Below are 25,072 nucleotides of genomic sequence, written 5' to 3' on the forward strand. Positions count from 1 at the left end.
ACCGCTACATGGCCCCACCCCGCAATACGCCCCCGCCCGACATCGTGGGCAAGGAAGAAATGGGCGCCCGCCTGCGCGCCGAGCGCAAGGCGCGGAAAATGACGCTGCAGGCGCTGTCGCAGGCCAGCGGCATCGCGGTGTCGACCCTGTCCAAGGCCGAGCTGGGGCAGATCGCCCTGAGCTACGAGAAATTCGCCGCGCTGGCCCGCGCCCTGGGCATCGACATGACGCGCATGTTCATGCTGCGCGATGCCTCGCAGGCGGCCCAGGCGCCCACCTTCGTCAAGAACACGCTGCGCGACGCGCGCGACTACGTCACCGACAACTACCACTACCGCCTGCTGATGGGCGAGTACCCGGGCAAGAAGATGATGCCCATGGTGGCGCTGATCGACGCGCGCGAGGTCGTGGAATTCGAGGACTACATCCGCCACCCCGGCCAGGAATTCGCCCTGGTGCTGTCGGGCAAGGTGCGCATCCAGTTCGAAAACGGCGACAGCGTGGTGCTGGACAAGCTGGAATCCGCCTATTTCGACAGCGGCATCGGCCACGTGTACCTGTCGCTGAGCAAGAGGCCAGCCGAAGTGCTGGCCGTGTGCAGCGACCTGGACGACGTGCCCTCGCGGATCAAGCCGGCGCGGCAGGACACCTAGCGCGGGCGGTCCTGCGGCACGACCTCGAACAGATAGACGTTATCCGGTTGCAGATAACGCAACCGATACCGGCCGACGCGCGTCTTGCCGTCGGACAGCAGGTAGTCCACCTGCAAGCCATCGGGTTCGGCCTCGCCGCCCGCCCCCAGGTAGGTATTGACGGGATAGCTGAACCGCTGTCCCGGCGCTTCGCGCACGGCCGCGCAGGCCGAGAACAACCTTGGCAGCGCGTACAGGCGGTCCCCCTGCGCCACCAGCACCTGCGCAGAGCGACCGCCCCGGCCGCTGGAATTGAAATGCATCTCCACGCAAGCCCCTCCCGCGCGCCGCCAGACGGCGACCTGGGCAAGGTTTTCCGGGTCGATGGCGGCGATGGCCTGGCGCGTGGCCTGCGGGGCCCCGGCCTGGGCAGCGGCGGCCGCTTTACCCGCGTCAGGGGCGGCCGCGACGCGGTGGGGGCCGACCACCGCCAAATCCGTTCCCTGCGCCAGTCGCCAGCGCCGCTCACCGATCGACAAGGACTGCCCATCGAAACCGATGCCCGGCGTGCCCTTGGGCGGGTCCATGTCGAGTTCGCCCGGCGCGATCCATTGGGTGGCGGCGTAGCGCCGCACCGCCACGCGCATGGCGTTGACCCACAGGCAGCGGCGCGGGGTGTCGGTGCAGGCCCGTGCCAAGGGCGCGCCATTGCCTGGAAACAGGTTGCCGCCCAGGGATTCGTAGAAGGCCTGGTAGTCGGTGTAGGGCGCGGTCGCTGCCGCGGGCGGCGCTGAAGCCGGCGCGGTCGACGCCGTGCCCGCGGACTGAGCCTGCGCCAGGCTGCCCCCTGCCGCCCACAGCAGGATACCCACGGCGGCAACCCGCCTGGCCGTGGCGCCAGGACCCGCGTCGGGACGCCACGACGGGGGCAAGCAAGGGGGAGTGGGGCGCGGCGAAATCATCATGGCCGCCAGCCTAGCCGTTACCGCCCGCCTTGGCCACTCCTGCGGGAAATCCCGTAGAAACTTTCTTCGGCCGGCCGGGGTCCCTATTTATTCAGCTTATTGTCAGAATTGCTGCCCGGCCGGCTGCGTGCCCGCGCGTCGGCGACCTACCGGAGAATTCCATGCCGCCTGATTCCCGCCCCCTGCCCCCCAGCGCTCGCGCAGCCGGCGGGCGGGTCGGCGGCGCGGCGGCGGACGCCCTGGGGCCGCCGGGCCTGTCGGTGATGGATGCCACCGTGGTGCTGGTCGGCGTGGTGATCGGCATCGGCATCTTCGGCTTTCCGCCGCTGGTGGCGCAGCATGCCTCGTCCGAAGTCATGTACCTGGCGTTCTGGCTCGCCGGCGGGCTGGTGATGCTGGTGGGCGCGCTGTGCTACGCCGAGCTGGGCGCGGCCTACCCCGGCGCGGGCGGCGAATACCTGTACCTGTCGCGCGCCTGGGGGCCGAAGGTGGGCCTGCTGTTCGCCTGGGCCCGCTGCACCGTGATCCAGACCGGGGCCATCGCGGTCGTGGCCTTCATCTATGGCGACTACGCCCAGCAACTGGTGCCCCTGGGCACCCACGGCGCGACCGCGCACGCGGCCCTGTCGGTGGTGGCGCTGACCGCGCTGAACGTGGCCGGCACCCGCCATTCCAAGCGCCTGCAATGGCTGTTCACCCTGCTGACCCTGGCCGCGCTGGCCGCGGTGCTGACCGCCGCGCTCTTCACCCAGTCCCCCGTCTCGCCCGTGCCGGCGCCCCTGACCGGCAACGCCGCCGGGCTGATGGGCATGGGCATGGTGTTCGTGCTGCTCACCTACGGCGGCTGGAACGAAGCCGCCTACCTCAGCGGCGAACTGCGCAACCCCGGGCGCAACATGGCGCGGGTGCTGCTGATCGGCACCGCGGTGGTGACCGGCGCGTACCTGCTGACCAACCTGGCGTTGCTGGAACTGTTCGGCCTGCAAGGCCTGCGCGACACGCCCGCCCTGGGCGCGGCCGTCATGCAACTGGCCGCCGGGCCGTATGCGGCGGCGCTGCTCAGCCTGGTGATCTGCGCCACCGCGCTCAGCACCATCAACGGCACCATCATCACCGGGGCGCGGGTGTATTACGCGCTGGGCCGCGACGTGCCGCGCCTGCGGGCCCTGGCCGGCTGGAACACGCGCAACGAAACCCCCGTCAGCGCCCTGCTGGCCCAGGGCGTCATCACGCTGGCCCTCTTGGCCGTGGGCGCCTTCAGCCAGAACAGCGTGCAGGCCATGGTGGCCTACACCGCGCCGGTGTTCTGGCTGTTCATGCTGCTGGTGGCCGCGTCCGTCTGGCGCCTGCGCCGGCGCGACCCCGACCGCCCGCGGCCGTTTCGCGTACCGCTGTATCCCTTGACCCCCGCGCTGCTGGCGCTGGCCTGCGCCGGGCTGGTGTATTCCAGCGCGGCCTACGCCGGCGCCGGTGCGCTGATCGGCCTGGCCGTGCTGGCCGCGGGCGTGCCGATGCTGCGGGTTCTCAAGCCGGCCAGCCCCCTTCCCTAGCCCCAGGAGTCTTCACCATGCAACGTGCCCACGCTTTCCTATCGCCCGTCCGCCGCCGGACCGTCATGGCATCCGCGCTGGCGCTGGCCTTGTCCCTGGCCGTGCTGGCCGAGGCCCGCGCCGCCGGGCCGGCCGCCCTACCCGTCACCCCGGCAAAACCGGTCGCCGCCCCCCCCGAGGCCAGGTCCGATGCCTATGTGCCCGACGTGGGCCAGGACGGCAAGGACGTCATCTGGGTGCCCACGCCCCAGACCCTGGTCGACAAGATGCTGGACATGGCCGCCGTCACCCCGCAGGACCGCCTGATGGACCTGGGCTCGGGCGACGGCCGCACCGTCATCACCGCCGCCCGGCGCGGCCTGACCGCCAAGGGCATCGAATACAACCCGGACCTGGTCAAGCTGTCGCGCAGCAACGCGGCCCAGGCCGGCGTGGCCAGCCGCGCCACCTTCGAGGTGGCCGACCTGTTCGAGACCGACCTGTCGCAGGCCGACGTGATCACCATGTTCCTCTTGTCGACCATCAACGAAAAGCTGCGCCCGAAGCTGCTGCAGCTGGAACCGGGCACGCGCATCGTGTCCAACACCTTCCGCATGGGCGACTGGGAACCGGACGCGTCAGAGACCATCACCGAGGCCTGCCAGACCTACTGCAATGCCCTGCTGTGGATCGTGCCGGCCAAGGTCGACGGCAAATGGGACGTGGGCGGCCAGACGCTGCGGCTGGAACAGCAGTACCAGATGCTGACGGGCAAGCTGGGGGCCCGCGAGATTTCAGACGCCCGCATGGACGGCCGCAAGATCTCGTTTTCGGTGGACGGCGTGCGCTACACGGGTGAGGTGAACGGCGCCACCATCCGCGGCAGCGCCGCCGGCAAGGGCGAATGGTCGGCGCGGCGAAGCTGAGCGCGGCCCGGCGCCTGGGCAGGACCGGTCCGCGTGGCGCCGCCTGCCTCCTCAGCGCGCCGCGCCCTTGACCACCCGATGCACGAATTGCAGCTTGCCCACGACCTCGCCCGGCAACACGAAGGGGTAGAAATCGCGCTGCCCCATGCTGCGCGACAGCTCGTTGAGCACGCCGGTCAACGCCACCCAGGCATTGACCAGGTCCAGGAACCCCTGGCCCTCGGGGTCGTCCTGGTCGTACAGCGACACCCGGGTAAAGGGTTCGTAGGCCTGCTCGACCGCCATGCGCGTGACGCCGAAGCTGATGGCGGTGTCCAGCGTGTCCATCATGTGCAGGTAGTGCGCCCAGGTCTCGGCCCAGTCTTCCCAGGGGTGGCACGAGGCGTAGGTGCTGATGAAATGCAGCGCCCAGTCGGCGGGCGGCCCCTGCTCGTAATTGCGTTGCAGCGCCTGGGCGTAGTCGGCGCGCTCGTCGCCGAACAGTTGGCGAAAGGGTTCCAGCCAGGGGCCGCCGGCCACCAGCTGGTCCCAGTAGAAATGACCGATCTCGTGGCGGAAATGCCCCAGCAGCGTGCGGTAGGGTTCGCGCATGGACTCGCGCACCTGCACCCGGTAGGCGTCGTCGGCTTCCAGGATGTTGATGGTGATCAGGCCCTGGTTGTGGCCGGTCAGCAGCGGCGCGCCGTCCGCCCCCGGGGCCAGCAGGTCGAACGCCAGCCCGCCATCCCCCGGCTCTTGCGAGCGCCGGATCGGCAGGCCCAGCGTCATCAGCTGGGCGATCAACTGGCGCTTGGCGGCTTCGACCTTGAACCACAGCGGGCCGTTCTCGGGAATCGACAGGTCGGGAATCGTGCGGTTCAGGCTGCACGCCAGGCACAGCGTATCGGGGGACGTGGCCGGCAGCAGCCAGTTGCACAGGGCCGGCGTGGCGAAGTTGCCGCAGCGCTTGAAGGTCCGGCCCCGCACCCGCCCGGCTTCGGCCCACACGCCTTCGGTCTTGCCCGGGTCCAGCGCCAGCACGTGGCCGCGCTTGGGGTCGAAACCCAAGGGCCGGTGGCAGTTCAGGCATTCGGTATTGCCAAAGAAGATCTGCTGGCCGCAGACGCACTGGAACGCCTTGGCGCGGGCATGCCGCTGCCGCAGGCGCTGGCGCTTGGGCGCATTGAGCTGGCGCCCCAGCGCATCGAAGAAATAGGTCATGCGTCGGCCTCCGGAAACAAGGGCGGCGCCGGCTCGGTCGGAAATTCCGCCAACGGCGCCACCGTGACCTGCACCCGCAATTCATGCCCCCCGCCACGGATCACCCCGCGCAGCGGCGTCACGTCGCCATAGTCGCGGCCGTGCGCCAGCACCACGTGCGACACGCCTGGCACCAGGTCGTTGGTGGGGTCCAGGTCCAGCCAGCCGCCGTTGGCCGCCAGGCCCGCGCAGTGCACCGACACCCAGGCGTGCGACGCATCGGCCCCGATCAGGCGCGCGCGGCCCGGCGGCGGTTGCGACATCAGGTAGCCGCTGACATAACGCGCCGGCAGGCCGATGGCGCGCAGGCAGCCGATCATGACGTGGGCAAAATCCTGGCACACCCCGGCCCGCTGGCGAAACGCATCCAGGATGGGGGTGGACACCTGGGTATGGGCCGGGTCGTAGGTGAAATCGTGGTGGATGCGATGCATCAGGTCGATGGCCGCCAGCGCGACCGGCCGGCCCGGCGTGAACGACACCAGCGCGTAATCGCGCAGTTCGCCATGCAGCGGCACGTAGGGCGACGGAAACACGAATTCGCCTTCCGGGGCGTAGTCGGCGCCGGCGTCGTAGCGCAGGCGTTCGGCCGCGGCCTCCCAGGGGGCGCTGGCCGCCGGGTCCACGCCGTCAAAGCGCGGGCGCACCGTGACCTGGCTGGTGGCGCACACCGTCAGCGCCTCGTGCGGCGCGTACAGCGCAAAGGTCGCGCGGCGATTGCCGAAGGCATCCAGCGATTCGGCGTAGTCGGCCGGCGCGGGCGTGATGGCCAGCGTGTAGTCGTCCACCTGTTGCCAGGCGTCGTGCAGCGGACGCAAATAGCACAGGTGGTGGGCCAGTTCCACCGGCGCGTCGTAGCGGTAGGCGGTGACGTGGCTGAGGCCCAGAGTCTGGGAAGCGTCGGGCAGGTCGGGCGAAACAGGCAGGGTCATGACGGCGGTCTCGGGGTCTGTCGGCGGCGATTGGGCAGCAGAGCGGGCATCCCTGCTACGCCGTCAGCGTCTGGTCGCGGCCGGACGCATGGCTGAAATAGCGGCGGCTGATTTCGTTGGACAAGGCGCTGGCGGCGGCATCGAGCTGCGCGGCCAGGTCCAGCAGGGCCTGGTAGCGGCCCTGGCCGTCGCGTTCGCACAAGGCCGCAAGCGCCGTGCCCGCCGCGCCGCCCTCGGCCAGCACGGGCAACAGGTCGGCCAACGTCGCGCCGGGCCCGTCGGCGGCCCCCGGCAGCCGCGCCAATTCCTTGCGCAGTACGCCCAGCACGCAGGCGATGGACCGCGGGTTGGCCGGTTCCAGCACCAACAGGTTCAGCAAGGCGGGAATTTCCTGGCGGCCCGGGTAATGGGCGCGATAGGTGATGGTGCTGTCGAACAGATCCAGCAACAGGCCGAAGGCGCTGTCGCCCAGCACGGCGTTGCGTTGAAACAGCGCGCTCAGCAGATTGGCCATGGCGCACAGGCGTTCCAGCTGGCGGCCCAGGGTGAGCAGGCGCCAGCCGTCGTCACGGGTCATGCGGTCGGTCTGCGACCCCGTGATGGCCGACAGGTGCGTGCCCAGGCGCTTCAGGGCCGCGACCACGTCGGGCACCGACACCGGCACCTCGTCCTGGGCCGCTTGCGGGTCGACCGCCAGACCGTCCAGGCAGCCGGCGGCCGTGACGACCAGGCGCCAGTGGTCGGGCGACAGGCGGTCGCGGATCTGGCCCGCGGCAAAGGACAGCGCCGCCAGGTTGCGCGCCAGCCCGCCGCCGTCGGCGGCCAGCTCGGCCACCAGCGTGTGTTCGAACATGCGCACCGACAAGGTCGGCGCCAGCGGCATCAGGCCGCTGCGGCGGCAGAGCGTGGAGACGGCCTCGAACAGGTCGCGGGCATTGTCGTCGTCGCTGTTCAGCCAGGTCAGCGTCACCTGCGCCAGGCGCACGTCGTTTTCGGCGCGCTCGGTATAGCGGCCCATCCAGAACAGGTTTTCGGCCGCGCGGCTGGATACCGGCCGGTGGCTGTGCACCAGGTCTTCGGGCCGCAGCTTGGCCGGCAGCATCGAAAACGTGTCGACCGCCCCGCGGGTGGTCACCCAGGTGTCCATGCTGCTGCCGCCGCGCTGCATCGACACGATCTGCTGTTCGCGGCTGGCGATGCGGGTCAGGCCGCCCGGCAGCACGTGCCAGCCCCCTGCCCCGTCGGCAATGGCAAACACCCGCAGCATGGCCGCGCGCGGCACGATGTGGCCCGCCGCCCAGGTCGGCGCCTGCGACAGCGGCAGGTATTGCTGGATGGTGTAGGCGTCCGGCTGTTCGGCAATGCGGGCCTGCAGCGCATCGCGCTCGGCCGGCGACACCGCGCCGCCGATCACCGGTTCGAAGCCGCCGCGCGCGTGGCCGGGGTACGTGGCCTTGACCACCGCCCCCGGCAGATCCGCCAGCACCTGTTCGCGCGCCGCGGCCTCGCCGCACCACCACGACGGCAGCGACGGCAAGAGCAGGTCCTGCCCCAGCAGCCGGCGGCTGATGGCCGGCAGAAAGCCATTGATGGCCGGCGATTCCAGGAAGCTCGTGCCCAGCGAATTGGCCACCAGCACATTGCCGGCCCGCATCACCTGCAGCAGTCCGGGCACGCCCAGCGTGGAATCGGAGCGCAGCTCCAGCGGGTCGCAGAAATCATCGTCCAGCCGCCGCAGCACCGCGTGCACCCGTTCCAGCCCGTGCAGCGTCTTCAGGAACAGCAGGTTGTCGCGCACCACCAGGTCGCTGCCTTCCACCAGGGTCACGCCCAGGTAGCGCGCCAGGTAGGTCTGCTCGAAGTAGGTTTCGTTGTAGGGGCCGGGCGTGAGCAGCACGATGCGGGCAGTGCCCGGGGCCGCCGCCGGGCTCAGGCGGTACAGCATGTCCATCAGCCGGCGGTAGCTGCTGGCCAGGTGCTGCACCCGCAGTTCCTTGAAGGCCTCGGGAAACAGGCCGGACACGGTCAGGCGGTTTTCCAGCAGATAGCCCAGCCCCGACGGCGCCTGGGTGCGCTGCGACACCACCCGCCAGCCGCCGTCGCTGGCCCGCGCCAGGTCGAACGCGGCGATGTGCAGGTAGGTGCCGCCCGGCGGCAGGTAACCGCGCAGCGGCCGCAGGTAGCCCGGGTGGCCCTGCACCAGGGCGGGGGGCAGCAGCCTTTCGCGCAGCAGTTCCTGCGTGCCGTAGACGTCGGCCAGCACCCGGTTCAACAGCGCGGCGCGCTGGGAGAGGCCCTGCTCGATCGTGGCCCAGTCCTGGTCGTCGATGATGAACGGCAACAGGTCCAGCGACCAGGGCCGGGTCGGGCCGTTGGCATCGGCGTAGATGTTGTAGGTGATGCCGTTTTCGCGGATCTGCCGGGCCACGCCGTCGGCGCGGCGGTCCAGGTCGGCAAAGCCGTCGGTGCCCAGCAGTTCGAAGAACCGGGGCCAGGGCTCGCGCAGCTGGGTCGCCCCCGACGCGTCGGGGGGCGCACGCAGTTCGTCATAGTGCCCCGGCCGGGCGGCCAGGGCGGCGTGGACCGCCAGCGAGACCACGTCCTGGGACGGGTCCGTCTGGAAGAGAAATTGCGGCATAAAGGGTGACGACGCGTCGAAATCGAATGACCAGAGGCGTCAATCGTGCCTCAAATCCAGCGAGAACGGAAATTCCCGGCTGGGCCGAGCCGGCGCCGGGTCCAGCCGGCCCGCCGTATGGCCGATTCTTTCGAAACGGGCCAGCCGGCGGCTTTCGGCTTCGTAGGCATTGACCGGGAAGCTCTCGGGGTTCAGCCCGCCCGGATGCGCCACGTGGTAGCGGCAGCCGCCCAGCGAACGCTGGTTCCAGGTGTCGACGATGTCGAAGGTCAGCGGCGCATGCACGCGGATGGTCGGATGCAGCGCCGACGGCGGCGACCAGGCCTTGTAGCGCACCCCGGCCACGTACTCGCCCACCGTGCCGGTGGGCTGCAGCGGCAGCGTGCGGCCATTGACGGTGACCACGTGGCGGCTGCCGTTCAGGCCGGTCACCCGGACTTCCAGCCGTTCCAGCGACGAATCCACATAGCGCACCGCGCCGGCCGACGAACTTTCCTCGCCCATCACATGCCAGGGTTCCAGCGCGCCGCGCAGTTCCAGGCGAATGCCGCGCGCGACCACGTCGCCGAACAGCGGGAAGCGGAACTCGAAATGCGGCGCGAACCAGGCCGCGTCGAACGCGTAGCCGGCCTCGTTCAGGTCGGCCATCACGTCCTCGAAATCCATCTTCACGAAGGCGGGCAGCAGGAAGCGGTCGTGCAGTTCGGTGCCCCAGCGCGTCAGTCCGGCGGTATAGGGCGTTTTCCAGAAATGCGCCACCAGCCCGCGCAGCAACAGCTGCTGCGCCAGGCTCATGCGGGCGTGCGGCGGCATTTCGAAGGCGCGCAGTTCCAACAGGCCCAGCCGCCCCGTGGGGCCGTCGGGCGAATAGAGCTTGTCGATGCAGAATTCGGATCGGTGGGTGTTGCCCGTCACGTCCACCAGGATGTTGCGCAGCGCCCGGTCCACCATCCAGGGCGGTACCTGGGCACCCTGCTCGCGGCAGCGCTTGTGGATTTCCTGGAAGGCCAGTTCCAGCTCGTACACCTGGTCGTTGCGGGCCTCGTCGATGCGCGGCGCCTGGCTGGTCGGACCGATGAAAAGCCCCGAAAACAGGTACGACAAGGACGGATGGTTGACCCAGTACGCCAGCAGGCTGGCCAGCACGTCGGGCCGGCGCAGGAACGGGCTGTCGGCCGGCGTCTTGCCGCCCAGCACGAAATGGTTGCCGCCCCCGGTGCCGGTATGGCGGCCGTCGGCCATGAATTTTTCGGTCGACAGGCGGGTCTCGAACGCGGCCTGGTAAAGGAATTCGGTGTGGTCCACCAGTTCCGACCAGTTCGACGCCGGGTGGATGTTGACCTCGATCACCCCCGGGTCCGGCGTGACCTGCAGCACCTTCAGGCGCGGATCGCGCGGCGGCGGATAGCCTTCCATCACGATCTTCACCGCCAGGTCGCCGGCGGTGGCTTCGACCTGCGTCACCAGTTCCAGATAGTCCTCCAGGCGTTGCAGGGGCGGCATGAAGACGCACAGCACCCCGTCGCGGGCCTCGACACACAGCGCCGTGCGGGTGACCCAGGCGGCCGACTCGAACTTGTCGGGGCTGCGGCCGGCGTTGCCGTTCGGGTCAGTGCCCGCGGCCAGGCCGGCATAACCTGCCTGGCCCGCGCCCGCCTGTCCGTTCCCGCGCGGACCGTTGCCCTGGCCCGCGTCCCTGCCCGCCGCCATCCCCCCCGTCCACGGCTGCATCCGCAGCGGCGCCGCGGCCGGCAGCGCGCGCCGCGCCTCGAACGGATCGCGCTCCAGCAGCACCGGCGCGTCGGCCTCGGCCACCCAGGGCAGCGAATCCAGCGGCAGCCGGTAGCCCATGGGCGAATCGCCCGGGAACAGGTACATGCGTTCATCGCGCAGGAACCAGGGGCCGGACACCCAGGCCGGCCCGTTCAGGTCCGGCCCGTCGCCGCGCCGCACCGGCAGCGCGTAGCCCGTCACGCTGTCCAGTTTGGCCTCGAACACGCGGCGCAAGCGCGCGCGTTCCATCTCGTCGTCCAGCCGCGCATCGAACGGGTCGACGTTGACCGGCAGGCGCCGCTCGCGCCACAGGTAATAGAAGACATCCTCGTAGCCGGGCACGATGTATTCATCGCCCAGGCCCAGCCGTGCGCACAGGGCGCCCATGAAGCGGCGCGCATCGGCCACGCCGTAGCGGCTGCGTTCGCGTTCGTCGGCGAACAGGTCCGGGTCCTGCCAGCAGGCCTGGCCGTCTTCGCGCCAGTAGATCGACAGCGCCCAGCGCGGCAGCTGCTCGCCGGGATACCACTTGCCCTGGCCGAAATGCAGGAAGCCGTTGGCGCCGTAGCGCTCGCGCAGGCGGTTCAGCAGCGCCACCGCATAGCCGCGCTTGGTCGGCCCCAGCGCCGCCGTGTTCCATTCGGCGCCGTCGCGGTCCTCTACCGACACAAAGGTCGGCTCGCCGCCCATGGTCAGGCGCACGTCCATCTGGTCCAGCCGGTCGTCGATGCGCAGGCCCAGGTCGCGTATCGCCTGCCACTGGTCGTCGGTATAGGGCTGGGTGACGCGCGGCGATTCGAAGATGCGCGTCACTTCCATGGTGTGGGTGAATTCGACTTCGGCCTCGTCCACCGCGCCCGTCACCGGCGCCGCACTGCCCGGCTCGGGCGTGGCCGCCAGGGGAATGTGGCCTTCGCCCGCCAGCAGGCCCGAGGTCGGGTCCAGCCCGATCCAGCCCGCGCCGGGCAGATAGACCTCGCACCAGGCGTGCAGGTCGGTGAAGTCGCTGTCGGCGCCGGACGGGCCGTCCAGCGCCTTCACGTCGGGTTTCAGCTGGATCAGGTAGCCGGACACGAACCGCGCCGCCAGGCCCAGGTGGCGCAGCGCCTGCACCAGCAGCCAGGCCGAATCGCGGCACGAGCCGGCGTTGCGGGTCAGCGTCACCTCGGGCGTCTGCACGCCCGGTTCCATGCGGATCAGGTATTTGATTTCCTGGTGGATCTGGCGGTTCAGGCCCACCAGGAAATCCACCGTGCGCTGGCGCCGCACGTCCACGCGTTCCAGGAAGTCGAGAAAGCGCGGCGTGGCCTCGTCGCGCACCCGGTACGGCGCCAGTTCGCGCGCCAGCCCGTCGTCGTAGTCAAAGGGGTATTCCTCGGCGCCCGGCTCCAGGAAGAAATCGAACGGGTTGTAGACCGCCATCTCGGCGACCAGGTCCACCGTGATCTTGAATTCCCGGGTCTTGTCGGGAAAATTCAGCCGCGCCAGGTAATTGGCGAACGGGTCCTGCTGCCAGTTGATGAAATGGTTTTCCGGTTCGACCTTCAGCGAATACGACAGGATCGGCGTGCGGCTGTGCGCCGCCGGCCGCAGCCGCAACACCTGGGCAGACAGCCCCACCAACCGGTCATATCGGTACTGCGTCACATGCTTGAGCGCTACGTGGATCGTCACTGCCTTCTCCGGATACCGGGCCTGGGGCCGGGATACTGAAACGCGCCTGGCTCGGGTCGGTCGCCGGACCAGGCGCGGATTGAATGCCGCAAAAAAAAGGGATAGCGGAAAACCGCGTGCGGTCAGACGCCGGCTTGCATCGTCACCGAAATCTGCGTGGACATGTCGGCGCCCTGGCCGTGCAGCCAGCGCACCGGCGACGCGGAATCGTGGTCGCGCGCCACCGCCAGGCGGCAATGCCGGTCCGAGGCAAAGCGGCGATGGGTCACGTCCACGCTGACCCAGCCCGGTTCGGGCAGCCAGATGTCGGCCCAGGCGTGGGCCACGGCCTGGTCTTCCTGGGTGTAGAGATAGCCGCTGACGTAGCGCGCCGGCGTGCCGCAGGCCCGGGCGCAGGCCAGGAACAGGTGGGCCTGGTCGCGGCTGCCGCCCCGGCCCGACGCCAGCACCTGGGCAGCGCCCGAAGGTTCGCCCCCCGCCGCCTCGTCGTCGGGGGCATACACCACCCGGTCGCAGATGGCCTCGGCCAGCGACAAGGCGTCTTCGGGGGTGGACAGGCCGCGGGGCAGCACCCGTCCCGAAAAGCCGCGCACCGTGTCGTCGCCCTGGGTCAGCGCGGTCGGTACGCAGTACACGTGCACGGGCAGCCGGTGGTCTTCCTGGCCCACGTGGCCCCGGGCCCGCGGTTCGATGTCGACCTGGCCGGTGACGTGGATTTCGACCTCATGGTGGCGCCGGTTCAGGATCAAGGTGTGCGCCACGTTGCCATAGGCGTCGACCTGGGCCTGGATGTCGCCGGGCGCCTGGATGTGCCAGCGCAGGGCGCGCTGATGGTCATCGAGCCGGGGCGTCAGCCGCAGGGTCTGGATGCTGTAGCTGACCGGCGCGGCGTAGCGGTAACGGGTAACGTGCTTGACGAGATGCCTCACGAACGTCTCCTTTGCAAGATCACGCCGGCCCTGCCTGTCTTGGGCAGCTGCCGGCTTTGTGTTTATCTTGATGACCGTCTGTGACGTTACTGCTAGCAACTAGCGTGCCAAGGCCTGGCGGGGAGCGCAGGTTGCGCCGTGCGGGAGGGAAACGCGGCCGTGGCAAACGCGGCGCGAACGAAAATGATGCCACGACAAAGGGCTTGGCACCAAGCCGGTGCCGCAGCGGCGCGCCATCACGGCCCCAACCGGGACCGCCTGCCCCGGCCGTACCGGTGCGCCTACACCGCCACCGGCTGTTCCAGCCGCAGCCCGCGGCGCTGGGTATCCAGCGTCACCAGCGCCCCCAGCGGCAGCGTCAGGTTGGGATCGCCATGGCCGCTGGGCCAGGCCGCCAGCACGGGAATGCCGCGCGCCTGGAATTGTTCCTGCAACAGCGGAAACAGCTGGAACTGCCCCGCCGCGTCGCCGCCAGGCAGCCCCAGGCGGGTGAAATTACCCACCAGCACGCCCTTGATGCGGTCGAATTTACCGGCGGCGCGTAATTGCGACAGCAAGCGGTCGATGCGCGGCAGCGCCTCGTTGACGTCTTCGATGAACAGGATCGCGTCGCGGGTGGCGATGTCGTGGCGCGAGCCGATGGTGGCGGCGATCAGCGCCAGGTTGCCGCCCACCAGCCGGCCCGTGGCCACGCCGGGCGCCAGCACCACCGGGTTGGACTCCGGCGGCGCATCGATCCAGGCGCCCTGCCCGATCTGCCCGCCCACCATCGCCAGCACGTGGCTGGCGGTGGGTTCGGCCTTGCCGGCCAGCAGGTCCTGCGCCAGCAACGGCCCGTGAAAGGTCACGAAGCCGGCCTGTTTCTGGATGGCCAGGTGCAGCGCGGTGATGTCGCTATAGCCGATGAAGGGCTTGGGGTGCTTGCGCAGCAGGCCGAAATCCAGCTTGTCGGCAATGCGCCACGAGCCGAAACCACCTTGCAGGCACCACACCGCGCCAATCGCCGGGTCGGCAAACGCCGCGTGCAGGTCATTGAGCCGGGCGGCGTCGTCGCCGGCCAGGTACTCGAACGGCGCGTCGCTGCGGGTCAGCGCGGCGGGCATGATCTGGGCTTCGAAACCCCGGGCCTGCAACCAGTCGGCTGCTTCGAACGCCGCGCCATCGGCGGCCGACGCGGGCGCCACGATGGCCACGCGGCCGCCGGGCCGCAAGGCCGGTACCGGGGCGTCGCGCCGGGGGGCGGCGTTGGACAGGGGTTGGCCCGTCTGGCTGGCCGACAAGTCGCCGGGCGCGGTCTGCTCGCCTTCGCCGCGGCCCGGTGAACGGGTGGCGCAGCCCGCCAGCGCCAGGCTCGACAGGCCCATGGCCCCCACCGCCCGCAGCACGCTGCGGCGGTACGGGTTGAAAGCGGGCGACGAACGGCCGGGCGAGCTTGGCATGCAGCGTCCTTTGTGTTTTATTATTTTTCAAATACTTATTGGATAGACTTCATGCAAAAAGTGAAATTATTCCAGAATTCACTTGAAGCTATTCGAGAAACCACACGAAGTCATTCGAGAATTCACTTGAGGTTATCCGAGAATTCACTTGAAGTCTTTCGGGGGCGGCAAAGCGCCTAGAAGCGCTCGTATTCCAACCGATAACGCCACTGCCCCACCGCCAGCCCCGCCATCGGCAGGCGCCCGATGCGCAGGCGGCGCAGCGCCAGCAATTGCAGCCCGGCGGTGTCGCACACGTATTCGATGAAGCCCAGCGCCGGCGTCTTCAGCGCAAAGCGCAGGTGGGTTTCGTTCTGCCAGCTGACCTTCATGGGCGTGGCGGGCCGGCCTTCGTAGGCCAGGCCGCGTTGCAGGCGCGCAAGCCCCGCCGCGTCCAGCGTGCCGCGCACCTGCGCAAGGTATTCCTGTTCGACGTGCCGGCCCTCTTCGACCAGCTTGCGCGACACCGCGTATTCCTGCGTGTACACCACCAGCCCGCTGGCCGCCCGCTCGAGCGGCGTCGCCAGTTTCAGGCCGTTGAACATGCGCTTCAGGTAGCGCTGGCCCGAACGGTCGCCCGGCATCAGGTTGGCGGGCACGATCAGGTCCAGCGCGGATTCCTGCGGGTCAGATGCCGACAGGCCCGCCGGCTTGTGCACCAGCACGCTGACCGGCCGCATGTCTTCCAGCTTGGCGCCGGGCAGCAGGCTTACCGTCTGGTGGGCGCCGACGCGAAAGCCCGGTTCTTCCACGACCTTGCCATCCACGGCCACCCAGCCGCCTTCGATATAGCGTTCGGCATCGCCGCGCGAGCACGATTGTTCGGTGGCCAGCCGCTTGGCCAGGCGGACGCTGTCGCTCATGGCCGGCCTCCCGAGTGCATGGCGGTCACGAGGGCAAGGCGGGAAAGCACGGGAATGGGCGTAGAGGAATTCAGCGGAAAAATCGTCATCTTGGACACTGCGGAAAAGGCGAAACGGGGGGCGTTGATGCAGGCCTGAAATCACGCAAGCCTGAATTCACGGCTGCCCCAAGGGCAGGATGTTACGCGCTTTCCCCTGGCCGCGCGGCCTGCCCCTGGCGTGCTGCGCCGGATCGCCCTGCCGGCATCAAAGCTCGGTCGGATGCTTCAACGTGGCCGGGGCGCCGTCATCGGGCGGCGGCACTTCGTCGACCCAGGCCTTGAGCAGCGTCGACGTCACGGCCAGGATCACCGGCCCGATGAACAGGCCGACGATGCCGAACGCGAACAGGCCGCCCAGCACGCCGGCCAGGATCAGCAGCATCGACAGGTTGACCCCGCGCTTGATCAGCATCGGGCGCAGCAGATTGTCGAGCATGGCGACCAGCGCCGCCCAGACCAGCAGCAGCACCGCCGCCAGCTTCATGTCGTTCTGGAACAGCCAGATGACGCCGCCCAGCAGCGGCAGGAACGGCCCCAGCTGCGCCAGGCACAGCATCAGCATCAGCGCCGTGATGATGCCGGCGGCCGGCACGCCCGCAATCCACAGGCCCAGGCCGCCCAGCGCCGACTGCACCACGGCGGTCACCACGATGCCCAGCGCCACCGCGCGGATCGACAGGCCCGCCAGCCGGATCGCCGCCACGCCGCGGGCGCCGGCCAGCCGGTTGGCAAAGCGCTGCACGAAGTCGGCCGCCATGTCGCCCTGGAAATACAGGATGCCTGCGATGGCGATGGTGATGAGCATGTGCATGACGAACACGCCGACGATCGCCGCGTTGCTGAGCAGCCACCTGGCCGCCAGGGTCACGTAGGGTTCCAGCCGCGCCAGCAGCCCCCCTGCGCCGGCATCGGCCAGCGCCTGCCATTCCTGGGCGATGCGCGGCCCGCCCAGCGGCACGCTTTGCACCCAGCCCGGCGGCGCCATCAAGGTGTATTCCGGCAGGCTCTTGATAGCGCTCATGATGGCGCCGCCGTGCAGCGCCAGCGTCGAAATCGCCTGGTACAGCGGCAGCACGATCACCACCAGCAGCACCAGCAACATGACCAGCGTGGCCAGCCAGCGGCGGCCGCCGCAGCGCCTTTGCACCGCCCGCATCACCGGCCAGGTGGCCACCACGATGGTGGTGGCCCAGATCAGCCCGAACAGAAAGGGCTTGAGCACGTACAGGCTGCCGATCATCAAGGCCAGCAGAATGACGATGACCAGCAGGTTGCGGGGCAGATCGGAGGGCGGTCGGGGAATCGGGTTCAAGCGGTGCTCCAGGCGGATGGGCCCAAGGCACCTTGGGCATGTGCGAATTTATCCGAAATAGCGATGACCGAGCCATCTGGCCGGGCGGAAAATGGCCCGAACAAGCCCGCCCAGGCGCTGTCCGGCCGCTTCTGCCCCCCCCCTTCCTGGGCACACCACTTGCTGGGGGCTTGTCCTGTGCGCAGCGCCCCCTCCCGACAAGACAGGCTGTGAATCGCTTGTCGCGGTACGCCCCTGGCGTGGCGCCAGGACGCGCACCGCGGGCGCCCTGGCATGCCCGACGCCGGCGGCCCGACAGGCCGTGTTGATGGGCTTGCACTCGTTTCCGCCCATCCGCCAGACGGCCCGACGGCCTGCCTGCGCGGACAGGCACCATCGCGCCCGCATCCGGCGCGCATGTGGCACGCCGGAGTGGATGCAGGCGGCGCCGGCCAACCCGGACCGCTATTCCGGCAAGCTTCTTTGTGGAGGTTTGTGATGAAACTCGTGACCACCGCCGGCATCGTGCTGGCCTTCCTGCTTGCCGGCTGCACCATGACGCCGGGCGGCAGCAGCAGCCCGAAATCCAGCATGCGGGCGGATCCCGCCAACTATCACGCCGACAATTTTGGCGAGCCGGACAATACGCCGTTCCAGGGGGTGTATCCCGGCCGCTAGGCGGCAACGGCATGGCTGGGGGCGGGCCCGACTACCGGGCCGGCGCCCGGCAGCGCTCGCGTCATCCGCCCGCCCTGGCCATCACGCGGGCCCGTCCTGCTTGCCCGTGGCGGAATCCGACCCGGCCTGCGCGGCCATCAAGTGACGGGTCAATTCCAGCAGTTGCGCATCCCGCGCCTTCAATTGCGCCAGCAGTTCGGCGCCTTGCGCGTCGGCCGCGGCCACGCGGTCGGCCAGGTCCTGCTCGCGTTGCCGCGAGGCCTGCAAGGCCTCCTGGGCGGCGGCGGCTTCGGCCTGGCGCCGGGCCAGGTCGGCCAGGGCATCGGCACGGCGGGCCTGGGCCTCGGCCTGGACCGTGCGCAGTTGTTCGGCGGCATTGTTCTCGGCGCTGCGCAGGCGTTCCGTAGCCTGTGCCAGGGCCTGGCGCGCCTGCTCCGCCTGCTGCTGGTTCAGCGCCAGGGTTTCATCCAGCCGCGCCTGCAAGCGCTTGACCGCGCCGCGCTCGGCGTCCAGTTCGGTCATCCAGCGCCGTTCGTGCGCGGCATGGCGGTCGTGGGCCGCGGCCAGGGCCTCGGCCTGTTCGCTGCGGGCGCGCTCGGCGTCGGCGGCCTGGGCGTGCAGCGCGGCGCGCGCATCGGCCAGGTGGCGCTGCCCGGCGACCAGCGCCTGATCGCGTTCGCGCAACTGGGCCTCGGCCGTGCGCAGGCGTTCTTCGGTGGCGGCCAATTGGCCGGTGGCGACTTTCAGGCTTTCTTCCAGGTCACGTTCGCGGGCCTGCAGCTGGGCCTCGCGCTGCGCCAGCCGTTCGGCCAGCGCATCCAGCCGCACGCCCTCTTCTTGCAGTTCGGCCCAGCGCTGGCGCGTGGCGTCGGCCTGTTCGGCGCGAGCCGCGGCCAGGGCGGCTTCCCAGAAATGGGTGGCGGCCTGGGCGATGGGGTCGGGAATGGCGGCCGGCGCGGCGAAGGCGCCCGGGTCCTGGATGCGCGCGCCCAGCCCGGCGAACCAGCTTTCCAGGTGTGGACTGACCGTATTGGGCGAGCCGCGGCCGATTTTCAGACGCACCCGCTCGATGGTGGGCCGGGCGCCCTCGAGCAGCAAGGCGTCTGCGGCGGCCCAAACATCCGACTGCGTGATTCCCGTGGCCATGGCGTGATTCCTGGTAGTGAGTCCGAATAAGTGAGCCCGAATAAGTGAGCCCCAATAATTACTCTCGATAATAGAACATTATCGCTAGTAATTCCTTATTTTTGTTTTATATCATACATCATACGTATTAATTTATACAATAAGCAAGCGCTGAGCAAAAATACCCGGATTTCGCTGCCAAACGGGACGAGGGGCGCGGCCGCCGGCATCGCGGCGATGGCCGCCGGCCGGAGCACGACGCGTCAGCGCGCAAAGGCGATCCCGGCGCGCGCGAACACGTCCCCCCCTGCCCCGTGCGCGAGGGGGGGGGCGGTCGTCGATGAAAATGAAAAAAGGGGGGACTGGACCCGGCGCGCCAGGGCTGAACCTGCCGGCGGCCAGGCAGATGCCGTGCCAGCCGCCGCTAACCGACCTTGCCGCTGAGCTGCCTTGCGGCCAGCAAGACCGCATCCAGATGCGCATGCCGGTGCCGATGGGCCGGCGCGGTGAGCGTCACCGCCGCGGCGATGCTGCCGTCCGCCAGGAACACCGGCGCGGAAATGCCCGCCACTTCCGCCAGGCGGTCGCCCACGGCCACGACATAGCCGTCAGCGCGGATGCGGGCGTACAAGGCCTGGTCCGCCCCGGGCGCGAACCCCAGCACCAGGTCGAACGCCGTGAGCACCCGCCCGCCGGTGCCCCGGTCCAGCGGCAGCAAGTCACCCGCGCGAATGTGGTCGCGCACGGGGTGCGGCGAATCCACGCGGTACAGGCACAGCCGCGCATCGCCCTGGCGCACGTGGTAGGCGGCGCTTTCGCCCGTGGCCGCGACCAGGTCGCGCAGCACCGGCATGACGATGCGTTCGAGCGAAAAGGACGCGGCGTAAAGCCCGTGCAGCCGCGCCACTTCGGGCCCCAGCGCATAGCGGCCATCGTCCAGCCGCTGCACCCAGCCCGCATGCACCAGGGACGCCAGCAGGCGCAGCACGGTGCTCTTGTACAGCTGGGTGCGTTCGGCCAATTCCACCAGCGACAGCGCCGAATCGCCCTCGCCGAACACGGACATCAGGCTCAACGCCCGGTCCACCGCGGCGACACCGCCCTCGGCGGCATCGCGGTCGGCCATGGATTCGGTCGCGGCTTTACGCGGCATAGGGGCTCCTGCATTCCATCTTTTAGAACGTTGCATTGTAGTCGCCGCTTGACAGGCCGCTTCGCCTTGCGACATCATTTCATCTTAAAGAATAAGATTCTATTAGATAGAATAAACAATCCTTTTCCAGGAGACTTGAATGCCCCCTCCGCCTTCCGTCCTGATCAGCGAAGTCGGTCCGCGCGACGGCCTGCAATCCGTCAAGGCCACCATGCCGACCGAGGCAAAGTGCCGCTGGATCGACGCGCTGGTGGCCGCCGGCCTCCGTGAAATCGAAGTGGCGTCATTCGTGCCGGCACGGCTGCTGCCGCAGATGGCCGATGCCGCCGAGGTCGTGCGTCATGCCCTGACCCATCCCGGGCTTACCGTCATGGCGCTGGTGCCCAATCTGCGCGGCGCGCAGGCGGCGCTGGCTGCCGGCGTGCACAAACTCACCCTGCCCGTGTCCGCCAGCCGGGCCCATTCGCTGGCGAACGTGCGCAAGACGCCCGAAGACATGGTGGAAGAAGTCCGCGCCATCGCCCGGCTGCGCGACGACATCGCGCCCGGCGTGAAGCTGGAGGCCGGCATTTCCACCGCCTTCGGCTGCACCTTGCAGGGCGAGGTGGCCGAAGACGACGTGATCCGGCTGGCGGTGCAATGCATTGCCGCCGGCGCCGACGAATCCGGTCTGTCGGACACGGTCGGCTATGCCAATCCGGCGCAGGTGCGACGGCGGTTTCGCCGCCTGCGGCAGGAACTCGGCGAGCACGCCGGCGCGGCCCACCTGCACAACACGCGCGGCCTGGGGCTGGCCAATTGCCTGGCCGCCTATGACGAAGGCGTGCGCACCTTCGACAGTTCACTGGGCGGCCTGGGCGGCTGCCCCTACGCGCCCGGCGCGTCGGGCAACGTGGTCACCGAAGACCTGGTCTTCATGTTCGAGGCCATGGCCGTCGCCACCGGCATCGACCTGGCCGCCCTGTTTGCCGCGCGCGCCCCGCTGGCGGCCGGCCTGCCGGGCGAACCGCTCTACGGCATGACCCCGGACGCGGGCCTGCCCAAGGGCTTTGCGCCCTCCCACTGAATCAGGACACACATGACTGGCACCCCCCCGTCCCGCCTGCCGTATGAAGGCGTGCGCGTCGTCGAATTCACACACATGGTCATGGGACCCACCTGCGGCATGATCCTGGGCGACCTGGGCGCCGAAGTGATCAAGGTCGAACCGCCCGGCGGCGACAGCACCCGGCGGCTGCTCGGCTCCGGCGCGGGCTTTTTCCCCATGTTCAACCGCAACAAGAAGAGCATCGTCCTTGACCTGAAGCAGGCCGACGGCCGTGAAGCGGCCCGGCGCCTGATCGCCTCGGCCGACGTCGTCAGCGAGAACTTCAAGCCGGGCGTCATGGCCCGGCTCGGCCTGGACTACGCCTCGCTGCGCGAGGCCCATCCGCGCCTCATCTACATCAGCCACAAAGGGTTCCTGCCGGGGCCGTACGAACAGCGTACGGCGCTGGACGAGGTGGTGCAGATGATGGGCGGCCTGGCCTACATGACCGGGCGCAGCGGCGACCCCCTGCGTGCCGGCTCCAGCGTCAACGACATCATGGGCGGCATGTTCGGCGCGATCGGCGCGATGGCCGCCCTGGCCCGGCGCGACAGCACCGGCATGGGCGGCGAGGTCCAGGCGTCGCTGTTCGAGAACAACGTCTTCCTGGTCGGCCAGCACATGATGCAGTACGCCATGACGGGCCGTCCGCCCGCCCCCATGCCCAGCCGCATCTCGGCCTGGGCCGTGTACGACGTCTTCACGGTGAAGGACGGCGAACAGATCTTCCTGGCGGTCGTGAGCGACAAGCAATGGGCCCTCTTTTGCGATGCGCTGCAGCTGGCGGACCTGCGCGGCGATCCGCGCCTGCAGTCGAACAACGACCGGGTGCAGGCACGCGAGTGGCTCATGCCGATCCTGCGCAGCCGCATGGCCCAATACCCGGCGGCGGCGCTGGCCGCCGTGTTCGAGCGCGAGGGCCTGCCGTATGCGCCGATCACGCGGCCGGAAGACCTCTTCGATGACCCCCACCTGGCCTGCACCGGTGGCCTGGCGCCGATCGCGCTGGGCGACGGCCGCATGTCGAAGGTGCCGCTGGCGCCCTTCACGCTCGACGGCATGCAACCCGGCATCCGGCTGCAACCGCCCGCCGCCGGCCAACACACCGACGCGCTGCTGGCCAGCGTCGGCTACAGCGAACAAGAGATAGAGGCCCTCAAGGCCCGTCAAATAGCCCAAGGAGACTGACCCCATGTTTACGCTTACCCGCCGCGCCTTCGTCGGCGCCGCCCTGTGCGCCGCGGCGCTGCCGCTGCGCGCCGCCGGCGCCTACCCCAACGGCCGCCCGGTGCGCTTCATCGTTCCCTACACGCCTGGCGGCGGCACCGATACGGTGGCGCGCGCCATCGCCGCCAAGACCACCGGCGCGACGGGCTGGTCCGTCGTGGTCGAGAACCGCCCCGGCGCCAGCGGCAACATCGGCCTGGACCTGGTGGCCAAGTCCAAGCCCGACGGCCTGACGCTGGCCTTGGGCCAGACCGCCAACCTGGCCATCAACCCCGCCTTGATGCCCAACGTGCCCTTCGACCCCGCCAAGGACTTCGCGCCGGTGATCCTGGTGGCCTCGCTGCCGGTGGTGCTGGTGGTGAAGGCGGATGCCCGCTGGAAGACCCTCGCGGACCTGGTGCGAGAGGGCAAGGCGGCGCCCGGCGCGCTCAAGCAGGCGCTGGCCGGCTCGGGCACGGTGGGCCACCTGGCCGGCGAATTGCTGGCTTACCAGGCCGGCTTCCAGGTGCTGAATGTGCCGTACCGGGGCGCGGCGCCGGCCCTGAACGACCTGCTCGGCGGCAATACGGACTACATGTTCGCCACGCCCCAGGCCGCGCAGGAAATGCTCAAGGGCAAATTGTTGCGCCCCCTGGCCGTCACCGCGCCGGCCCGCGTGCCGATCCTGCCCGACGTGCCGACCGTGGCCGAGTCCGGCTATGACGGCTTTGCCGCCGTGGACTGGAAGGCGGTGGTGGCGCCCGCCGGCACCCCCGCGGACATCATCGACCGTCTCAACGCCACGCTCGTGAACGTGCTGGCGGATCCGGCCACCGTGGCGATGTTCACGGCCGAAGGCAGCACCGCCCTGGGCGGCACGCCCGACGCGGCCCGGCGCTACATCCAGGAAGAACAACAGAAGTGGGCCCGGCTGATTCGCGAAGCGGGCATCCAGACGGCCACCTGAGCCGCCCCGACAAAAAAACGGAGACATTCTCATGCATGCAATACCCTGCAACCCGCGCGGGCGGGCTGCCCGCCTGTGCGCCAGCCTGGCGCTGGCCGCCAGCGTCCTGACGCCCCTGTGCGCCGCGGCGGCTGACTGGCCGGCCAAGCCCGTGCGCCTGGTGGTGCCCTATTCACCGGGCGGCACCACCGATTACGCCGGACGCCAGGTGGCGCAGCGCTTGTCGGAACTGACCGGCAAGACGTTCATCGTCGAAAACAAGACCGGGGCCTCGGGCACGATCGGCACCCTGGACGTGACGCGCTCGCCGGCCGACGGCAGCGCCTTCCTGGTCACCGACACGACCTACACCATGCTGCCGCTGCTGTTCGCCAAGCTGCCGTGGGACCACCGTCAAGACCTGGTGCACGTCGCGGAAATCATCGAGACGCCGCTGGTGCTGATCGTGCCCGAAACGTCGCCGTTCAAGACCTTGCAAGACCTGGTCCAGTACGCCAAGGCGCATCCGGCCAAGCTCAACTTCGGTTCGGGCGGACAGGCCAGTTCCACCCACCTGGCCGCCGAAGTGTTCAAGAGCGAGGCCGGCATCTCGCTCACCCATATTCCCTATCGGGGCGCGGGCGCGGCCTTGGCCGACGTCATGGCCGGGCAGATCGACATGCTGATCACGGCGGCTCCGACCGCCATTGCGCCCGTGCAGGGCGGGCGGGTGCGCGCGCTGGCCGTCACCGGCGAAAGCCGGCTCGAAACCCTGCCGCAGGTGCCCACCTTCGCGCAGGCCGGCCTGCCCTCGTACCAGGTCCTGAACTGGTTCGGGCTGGCGGCCCCCAAAGGCACGCCCGACGCCATCGTGCAGCAGATGAACGCGCTGGTCGGCCAGGTGATGAACGATCCCGCCCTGCGCAAGCAGCTGGTCGACCAGGGCGCGCGCCATCGCGATATGTCGCCCGCGCAGTTCAGCGCGTACGTCAACGAGCAGGTCGCGCTCTGGGCCGACGTCGGCAAGCGCGTCGGCATCAAGCCCGAGTGATCCGCCATGTGGAACATGAACTTCACCCCGCCGGTGGTCATCCAGGCCAGCGTGCTGTCCAGCCTGCCCCAGGCACTGCGCTTGCCCCAAGCCAGCGCCTGGGCCGAGGCCAACAAGCCCGGCCACGTAGTCGACAGCTTTCTCGAAGGGCCCGTGTTCGACCCCCAGGGCCGCCTTTACGTGACCGATATTGCGCACGGCCGCATCCTCTGCCTGGACGGCGGCGGTGACTGGCACGTGGTCGCGCAGACGGGCGGCTGGCCCAACGGGCTGGCACGGCACGCGGACGGCAGCCTCTGGATTGCCGACTACCGCCTGGGCATCCTGCGCTGCGAGCCGCAAAGCGGCCGCATCGATACCCTGCTTGGCCATCGCAACAGCGAGTCGTTCAAGGGCGTCAACGACCTGGTGTTCGACGCCGCCGGCCGCCTGTATTTCACCGACCAGGGGCAGACCGGCCTGCACGACCCCAGCGGCCGGGTCTATCGCTACGATTGCGCCAGCGGCCGGCTCGACCTGCTGCTCGGCAACGCGCCCAGCCCCAACGGCATCGCGGTCGACCCCCAGGCCCGCACGCTCTACGTGGCCGTGACCCGCGCCAACCAGGTGTGGCGCGCACCGCTGCTGGGCGACGGCGCCCTCAGCAAGATGGGCGCCTTCCAGACGTTCTTCGGCAGCAGCGGCCCGGACGGACTGGCGCTGACGCCGCAAGGCGGCCTGCTGGTCGCGCACGCCAGCCTGGGCGGGGCCTTCCTGCTGGATGCCCGCGGCAACGTCACGCACTTCCTGCGCAGCCCCTCTGGCCAGACCGTCACCAACATCGCCCTCACGCCCGATGGCAATGCCGTGGTGATGACCGAGTCCGCCACCGGGGTCGTGTTGACGGCCCGATTGCCGGCGCCGTAGCGCCGCGGGT

The 25,072-nt window shown here is 69.5% G+C and carries 20 protein-coding genes; 9 read left to right on the plus strand and 11 right to left on the minus strand.

The annotated features are described in order from the left end of the window. The first annotated feature begins 8 nt into the window (after positions 1 to 8). Positions 9 to 653, plus strand: coding sequence for a helix-turn-helix domain-containing protein (locus AC6LJ2_RS03835; RefSeq protein ID WP_498150828.1), 645 nt, complete (start codon positions 9 to 11; stop codon positions 651 to 653). Here AC6LJ2_RS03835 and AC6LJ2_RS03840 read toward each other — a convergent pair. After that, positions 650 to 1,504 (minus strand): hypothetical protein, encoded by an 855-nt coding sequence (locus tag AC6LJ2_RS03840; RefSeq protein ID WP_498150829.1) that lies wholly within the window; start codon positions 1,502 to 1,504, stop codon positions 650 to 652. The genes AC6LJ2_RS03835 and AC6LJ2_RS03840 overlap by 4 nt on opposite strands. 356 nt (positions 1,505 to 1,860) lie before the next feature. On the opposite strand from AC6LJ2_RS03840, the gene AC6LJ2_RS03845 reads away from it, so the two are divergent. Further along, positions 1,861 to 3,147 (plus strand): APC family permease, encoded by a 1,287-nt coding sequence (locus AC6LJ2_RS03845; protein ID WP_498150851.1) that lies wholly within the window; start codon positions 1,861 to 1,863, stop codon positions 3,145 to 3,147. A gap of 17 nt (positions 3,148 to 3,164) precedes the next feature. After that, complete coding sequence (locus tag AC6LJ2_RS03850) at positions 3,165 to 4,052, plus strand: SAM-dependent methyltransferase (RefSeq protein ID WP_498150830.1); 888 nt, start codon at positions 3,165 to 3,167, stop codon at positions 4,050 to 4,052. A 51-nt stretch (positions 4,053 to 4,103) separates the two neighbouring features. Here AC6LJ2_RS03850 and AC6LJ2_RS03855 read toward each other — a convergent pair whose 3' ends face one another. The 8 genes from AC6LJ2_RS03855 to ydiK form a co-directional block, all read right to left on the minus strand. Further along, positions 4,104 to 5,252 (minus strand): zinc-binding metallopeptidase family protein, encoded by a 1,149-nt coding sequence (locus AC6LJ2_RS03855; RefSeq protein ID WP_498150831.1) that lies wholly within the window; start codon positions 5,250 to 5,252, stop codon positions 4,104 to 4,106. After that, complete coding sequence (locus AC6LJ2_RS03860) at positions 5,249 to 6,223, minus strand: transglutaminase family protein (protein WP_263913334.1); 975 nt, start codon at positions 6,221 to 6,223, stop codon at positions 5,249 to 5,251. The genes AC6LJ2_RS03855 and AC6LJ2_RS03860 overlap by 4 nt, the downstream gene beginning before the upstream one ends. A gap of 55 nt (positions 6,224 to 6,278) precedes the next feature. Next, positions 6,279 to 8,861, minus strand: coding sequence for a circularly permuted type 2 ATP-grasp protein (locus tag AC6LJ2_RS03865; RefSeq protein ID WP_498150832.1), 2,583 nt, complete (start codon positions 8,859 to 8,861; stop codon positions 6,279 to 6,281). A 39-nt stretch (positions 8,862 to 8,900) separates the two neighbouring features. Next, positions 8,901 to 12,308, minus strand: a complete 3,408-nt coding sequence (locus AC6LJ2_RS03870; protein WP_498150833.1) for a transglutaminase family protein — start codon at positions 12,306 to 12,308, stop codon at positions 8,901 to 8,903. 122 nt (positions 12,309 to 12,430) lie between these two features. Continuing rightward, entirely contained in the window at positions 12,431 to 13,237 is an 807-nt protein-coding gene (locus AC6LJ2_RS03875; RefSeq protein WP_445659001.1) for a transglutaminase family protein, read from the minus strand. A 281-nt stretch (positions 13,238 to 13,518) separates the two neighbouring features. Further along, entirely contained in the window at positions 13,519 to 14,676 is a 1,158-nt protein-coding gene (locus AC6LJ2_RS03880; RefSeq protein WP_498150834.1) for a S66 peptidase family protein, read from the minus strand. Between the two features lie 176 nt (positions 14,677 to 14,852). Then, complete coding sequence (locus AC6LJ2_RS03885) at positions 14,853 to 15,578, minus strand: RNA pseudouridine synthase (RefSeq protein ID WP_498150835.1); 726 nt, start codon at positions 15,576 to 15,578, stop codon at positions 14,853 to 14,855. 246 nt (positions 15,579 to 15,824) lie between these two features. Beyond that, entirely contained in the window at positions 15,825 to 16,931 is a 1,107-nt protein-coding gene (gene ydiK, locus AC6LJ2_RS03890) for an AI-2E family transporter YdiK (protein ID WP_263913339.1), read from the minus strand. A gap of 477 nt (positions 16,932 to 17,408) precedes the next feature. On the opposite strand from ydiK, the gene AC6LJ2_RS03895 reads away from it, so the two are divergent. Next, the gene (locus AC6LJ2_RS03895) at positions 17,409 to 17,588 is read left to right on the plus strand and encodes a hypothetical protein (protein WP_498150836.1); all 180 of its coding nucleotides are present in this window, start codon (positions 17,409 to 17,411) and stop codon (positions 17,586 to 17,588) included. An 81-nt stretch (positions 17,589 to 17,669) separates the two neighbouring features. Here the strand turns inward: AC6LJ2_RS03895 and AC6LJ2_RS03900 are convergent, their stop codons facing one another. Both AC6LJ2_RS03900 and AC6LJ2_RS03905 read right to left on the minus strand, forming a co-directional pair. Then, the gene (locus AC6LJ2_RS03900; protein ID WP_498150837.1) at positions 17,670 to 18,734 is read right to left on the minus strand and encodes a DNA-binding protein; all 1,065 of its coding nucleotides are present in this window, start codon (positions 18,732 to 18,734) and stop codon (positions 17,670 to 17,672) included. Between the two features lie 403 nt (positions 18,735 to 19,137). Further along, entirely contained in the window at positions 19,138 to 19,866 is a 729-nt protein-coding gene (locus tag AC6LJ2_RS03905) for an IclR family transcriptional regulator (protein WP_498150838.1), read from the minus strand. Positions 19,867 to 20,005: 139 nt separating this feature from the next. On the opposite strand from AC6LJ2_RS03905, the gene AC6LJ2_RS03910 reads away from it, so the two are divergent. From AC6LJ2_RS03910 to AC6LJ2_RS03930, 5 genes are read left to right on the plus strand one after another with little or no spacing between them, the layout of a single operon-like run. Then, positions 20,006 to 20,932 carry a hydroxymethylglutaryl-CoA lyase gene (locus AC6LJ2_RS03910; protein ID WP_263913344.1) on the plus strand — a complete coding sequence of 309 codons (927 nt, stop codon included), beginning with the start codon at positions 20,006 to 20,008 and terminating at the stop codon, positions 20,930 to 20,932. 12 nt (positions 20,933 to 20,944) lie between these two features. Beyond that, complete coding sequence (locus AC6LJ2_RS03915; RefSeq protein ID WP_498150839.1) at positions 20,945 to 22,141, plus strand: CaiB/BaiF CoA transferase family protein; 1,197 nt, start codon at positions 20,945 to 20,947, stop codon at positions 22,139 to 22,141. A 4-nt stretch (positions 22,142 to 22,145) separates the two neighbouring features. Continuing rightward, the gene (locus AC6LJ2_RS03920) at positions 22,146 to 23,126 is read left to right on the plus strand and encodes a Bug family tripartite tricarboxylate transporter substrate binding protein (protein ID WP_498150840.1); all 981 of its coding nucleotides are present in this window, start codon (positions 22,146 to 22,148) and stop codon (positions 23,124 to 23,126) included. A 31-nt stretch (positions 23,127 to 23,157) separates the two neighbouring features. After that, positions 23,158 to 24,156, plus strand: coding sequence for a Bug family tripartite tricarboxylate transporter substrate binding protein (locus AC6LJ2_RS03925; protein ID WP_445658997.1), 999 nt, complete (start codon positions 23,158 to 23,160; stop codon positions 24,154 to 24,156). A 6-nt stretch (positions 24,157 to 24,162) separates the two neighbouring features. Next, entirely contained in the window at positions 24,163 to 25,062 is a 900-nt protein-coding gene (locus tag AC6LJ2_RS03930) for an SMP-30/gluconolactonase/LRE family protein (RefSeq protein ID WP_498150841.1), read from the plus strand. The last annotated feature ends 10 nt before the right edge of the window (positions 25,063 to 25,072 follow it).

Source organism: Achromobacter sp. 1014246743, assembly GCF_059760725.1.

Coding starts and splice junctions, on each gene's coding strand:
- AC6LJ2_RS03835 (WP_498150828.1), top strand. CDS start 9: ATGGCCCCACCCCGCAATACGCCCCCGCCCGACATCGTGGGCAAGGAA.
- AC6LJ2_RS03845 (WP_498150851.1), top strand. CDS start 1,861: ATGGATGCCACCGTGGTGCTGGTCGGCGTGGTGATCGGCATCGGCATC.
- AC6LJ2_RS03850 (WP_498150830.1), top strand. CDS start 3,165: ATGCAACGTGCCCACGCTTTCCTATCGCCCGTCCGCCGCCGGACCGTC.
- AC6LJ2_RS03855 (WP_498150831.1), bottom strand. CDS start 5,252: ATGACCTATTTCTTCGATGCGCTGGGGCGCCAGCTCAATGCGCCCAAG.
- AC6LJ2_RS03860 (WP_263913334.1), bottom strand. CDS start 6,223: ATGACCCTGCCTGTTTCGCCCGACCTGCCCGACGCTTCCCAGACTCTG.
- AC6LJ2_RS03865 (WP_498150832.1), bottom strand. CDS start 8,861: ATGCCGCAATTTCTCTTCCAGACGGACCCGTCCCAGGACGTGGTCTCG.
- AC6LJ2_RS03880 (WP_498150834.1), bottom strand. CDS start 14,676: ATGCCAAGCTCGCCCGGCCGTTCGTCGCCCGCTTTCAACCCGTACCGC.
- AC6LJ2_RS03885 (WP_498150835.1), bottom strand. CDS start 15,578: ATGAGCGACAGCGTCCGCCTGGCCAAGCGGCTGGCCACCGAACAATCG.
- AC6LJ2_RS03895 (WP_498150836.1), top strand. CDS start 17,409: ATGAAACTCGTGACCACCGCCGGCATCGTGCTGGCCTTCCTGCTTGCC.
- AC6LJ2_RS03900 (WP_498150837.1), bottom strand. CDS start 18,734: ATGGCCACGGGAATCACGCAGTCGGATGTTTGGGCCGCCGCAGACGCC.
- AC6LJ2_RS03905 (WP_498150838.1), bottom strand. CDS start 19,866: ATGCCGCGTAAAGCCGCGACCGAATCCATGGCCGACCGCGATGCCGCC.
- AC6LJ2_RS03910 (WP_263913344.1), top strand. CDS start 20,006: ATGCCCCCTCCGCCTTCCGTCCTGATCAGCGAAGTCGGTCCGCGCGAC.
- AC6LJ2_RS03915 (WP_498150839.1), top strand. CDS start 20,945: ATGACTGGCACCCCCCCGTCCCGCCTGCCGTATGAAGGCGTGCGCGTC.
- AC6LJ2_RS03920 (WP_498150840.1), top strand. CDS start 22,146: ATGTTTACGCTTACCCGCCGCGCCTTCGTCGGCGCCGCCCTGTGCGCC.
- AC6LJ2_RS03925 (WP_445658997.1), top strand. CDS start 23,158: ATGCATGCAATACCCTGCAACCCGCGCGGGCGGGCTGCCCGCCTGTGC.
- AC6LJ2_RS03930 (WP_498150841.1), top strand. CDS start 24,163: ATGTGGAACATGAACTTCACCCCGCCGGTGGTCATCCAGGCCAGCGTG.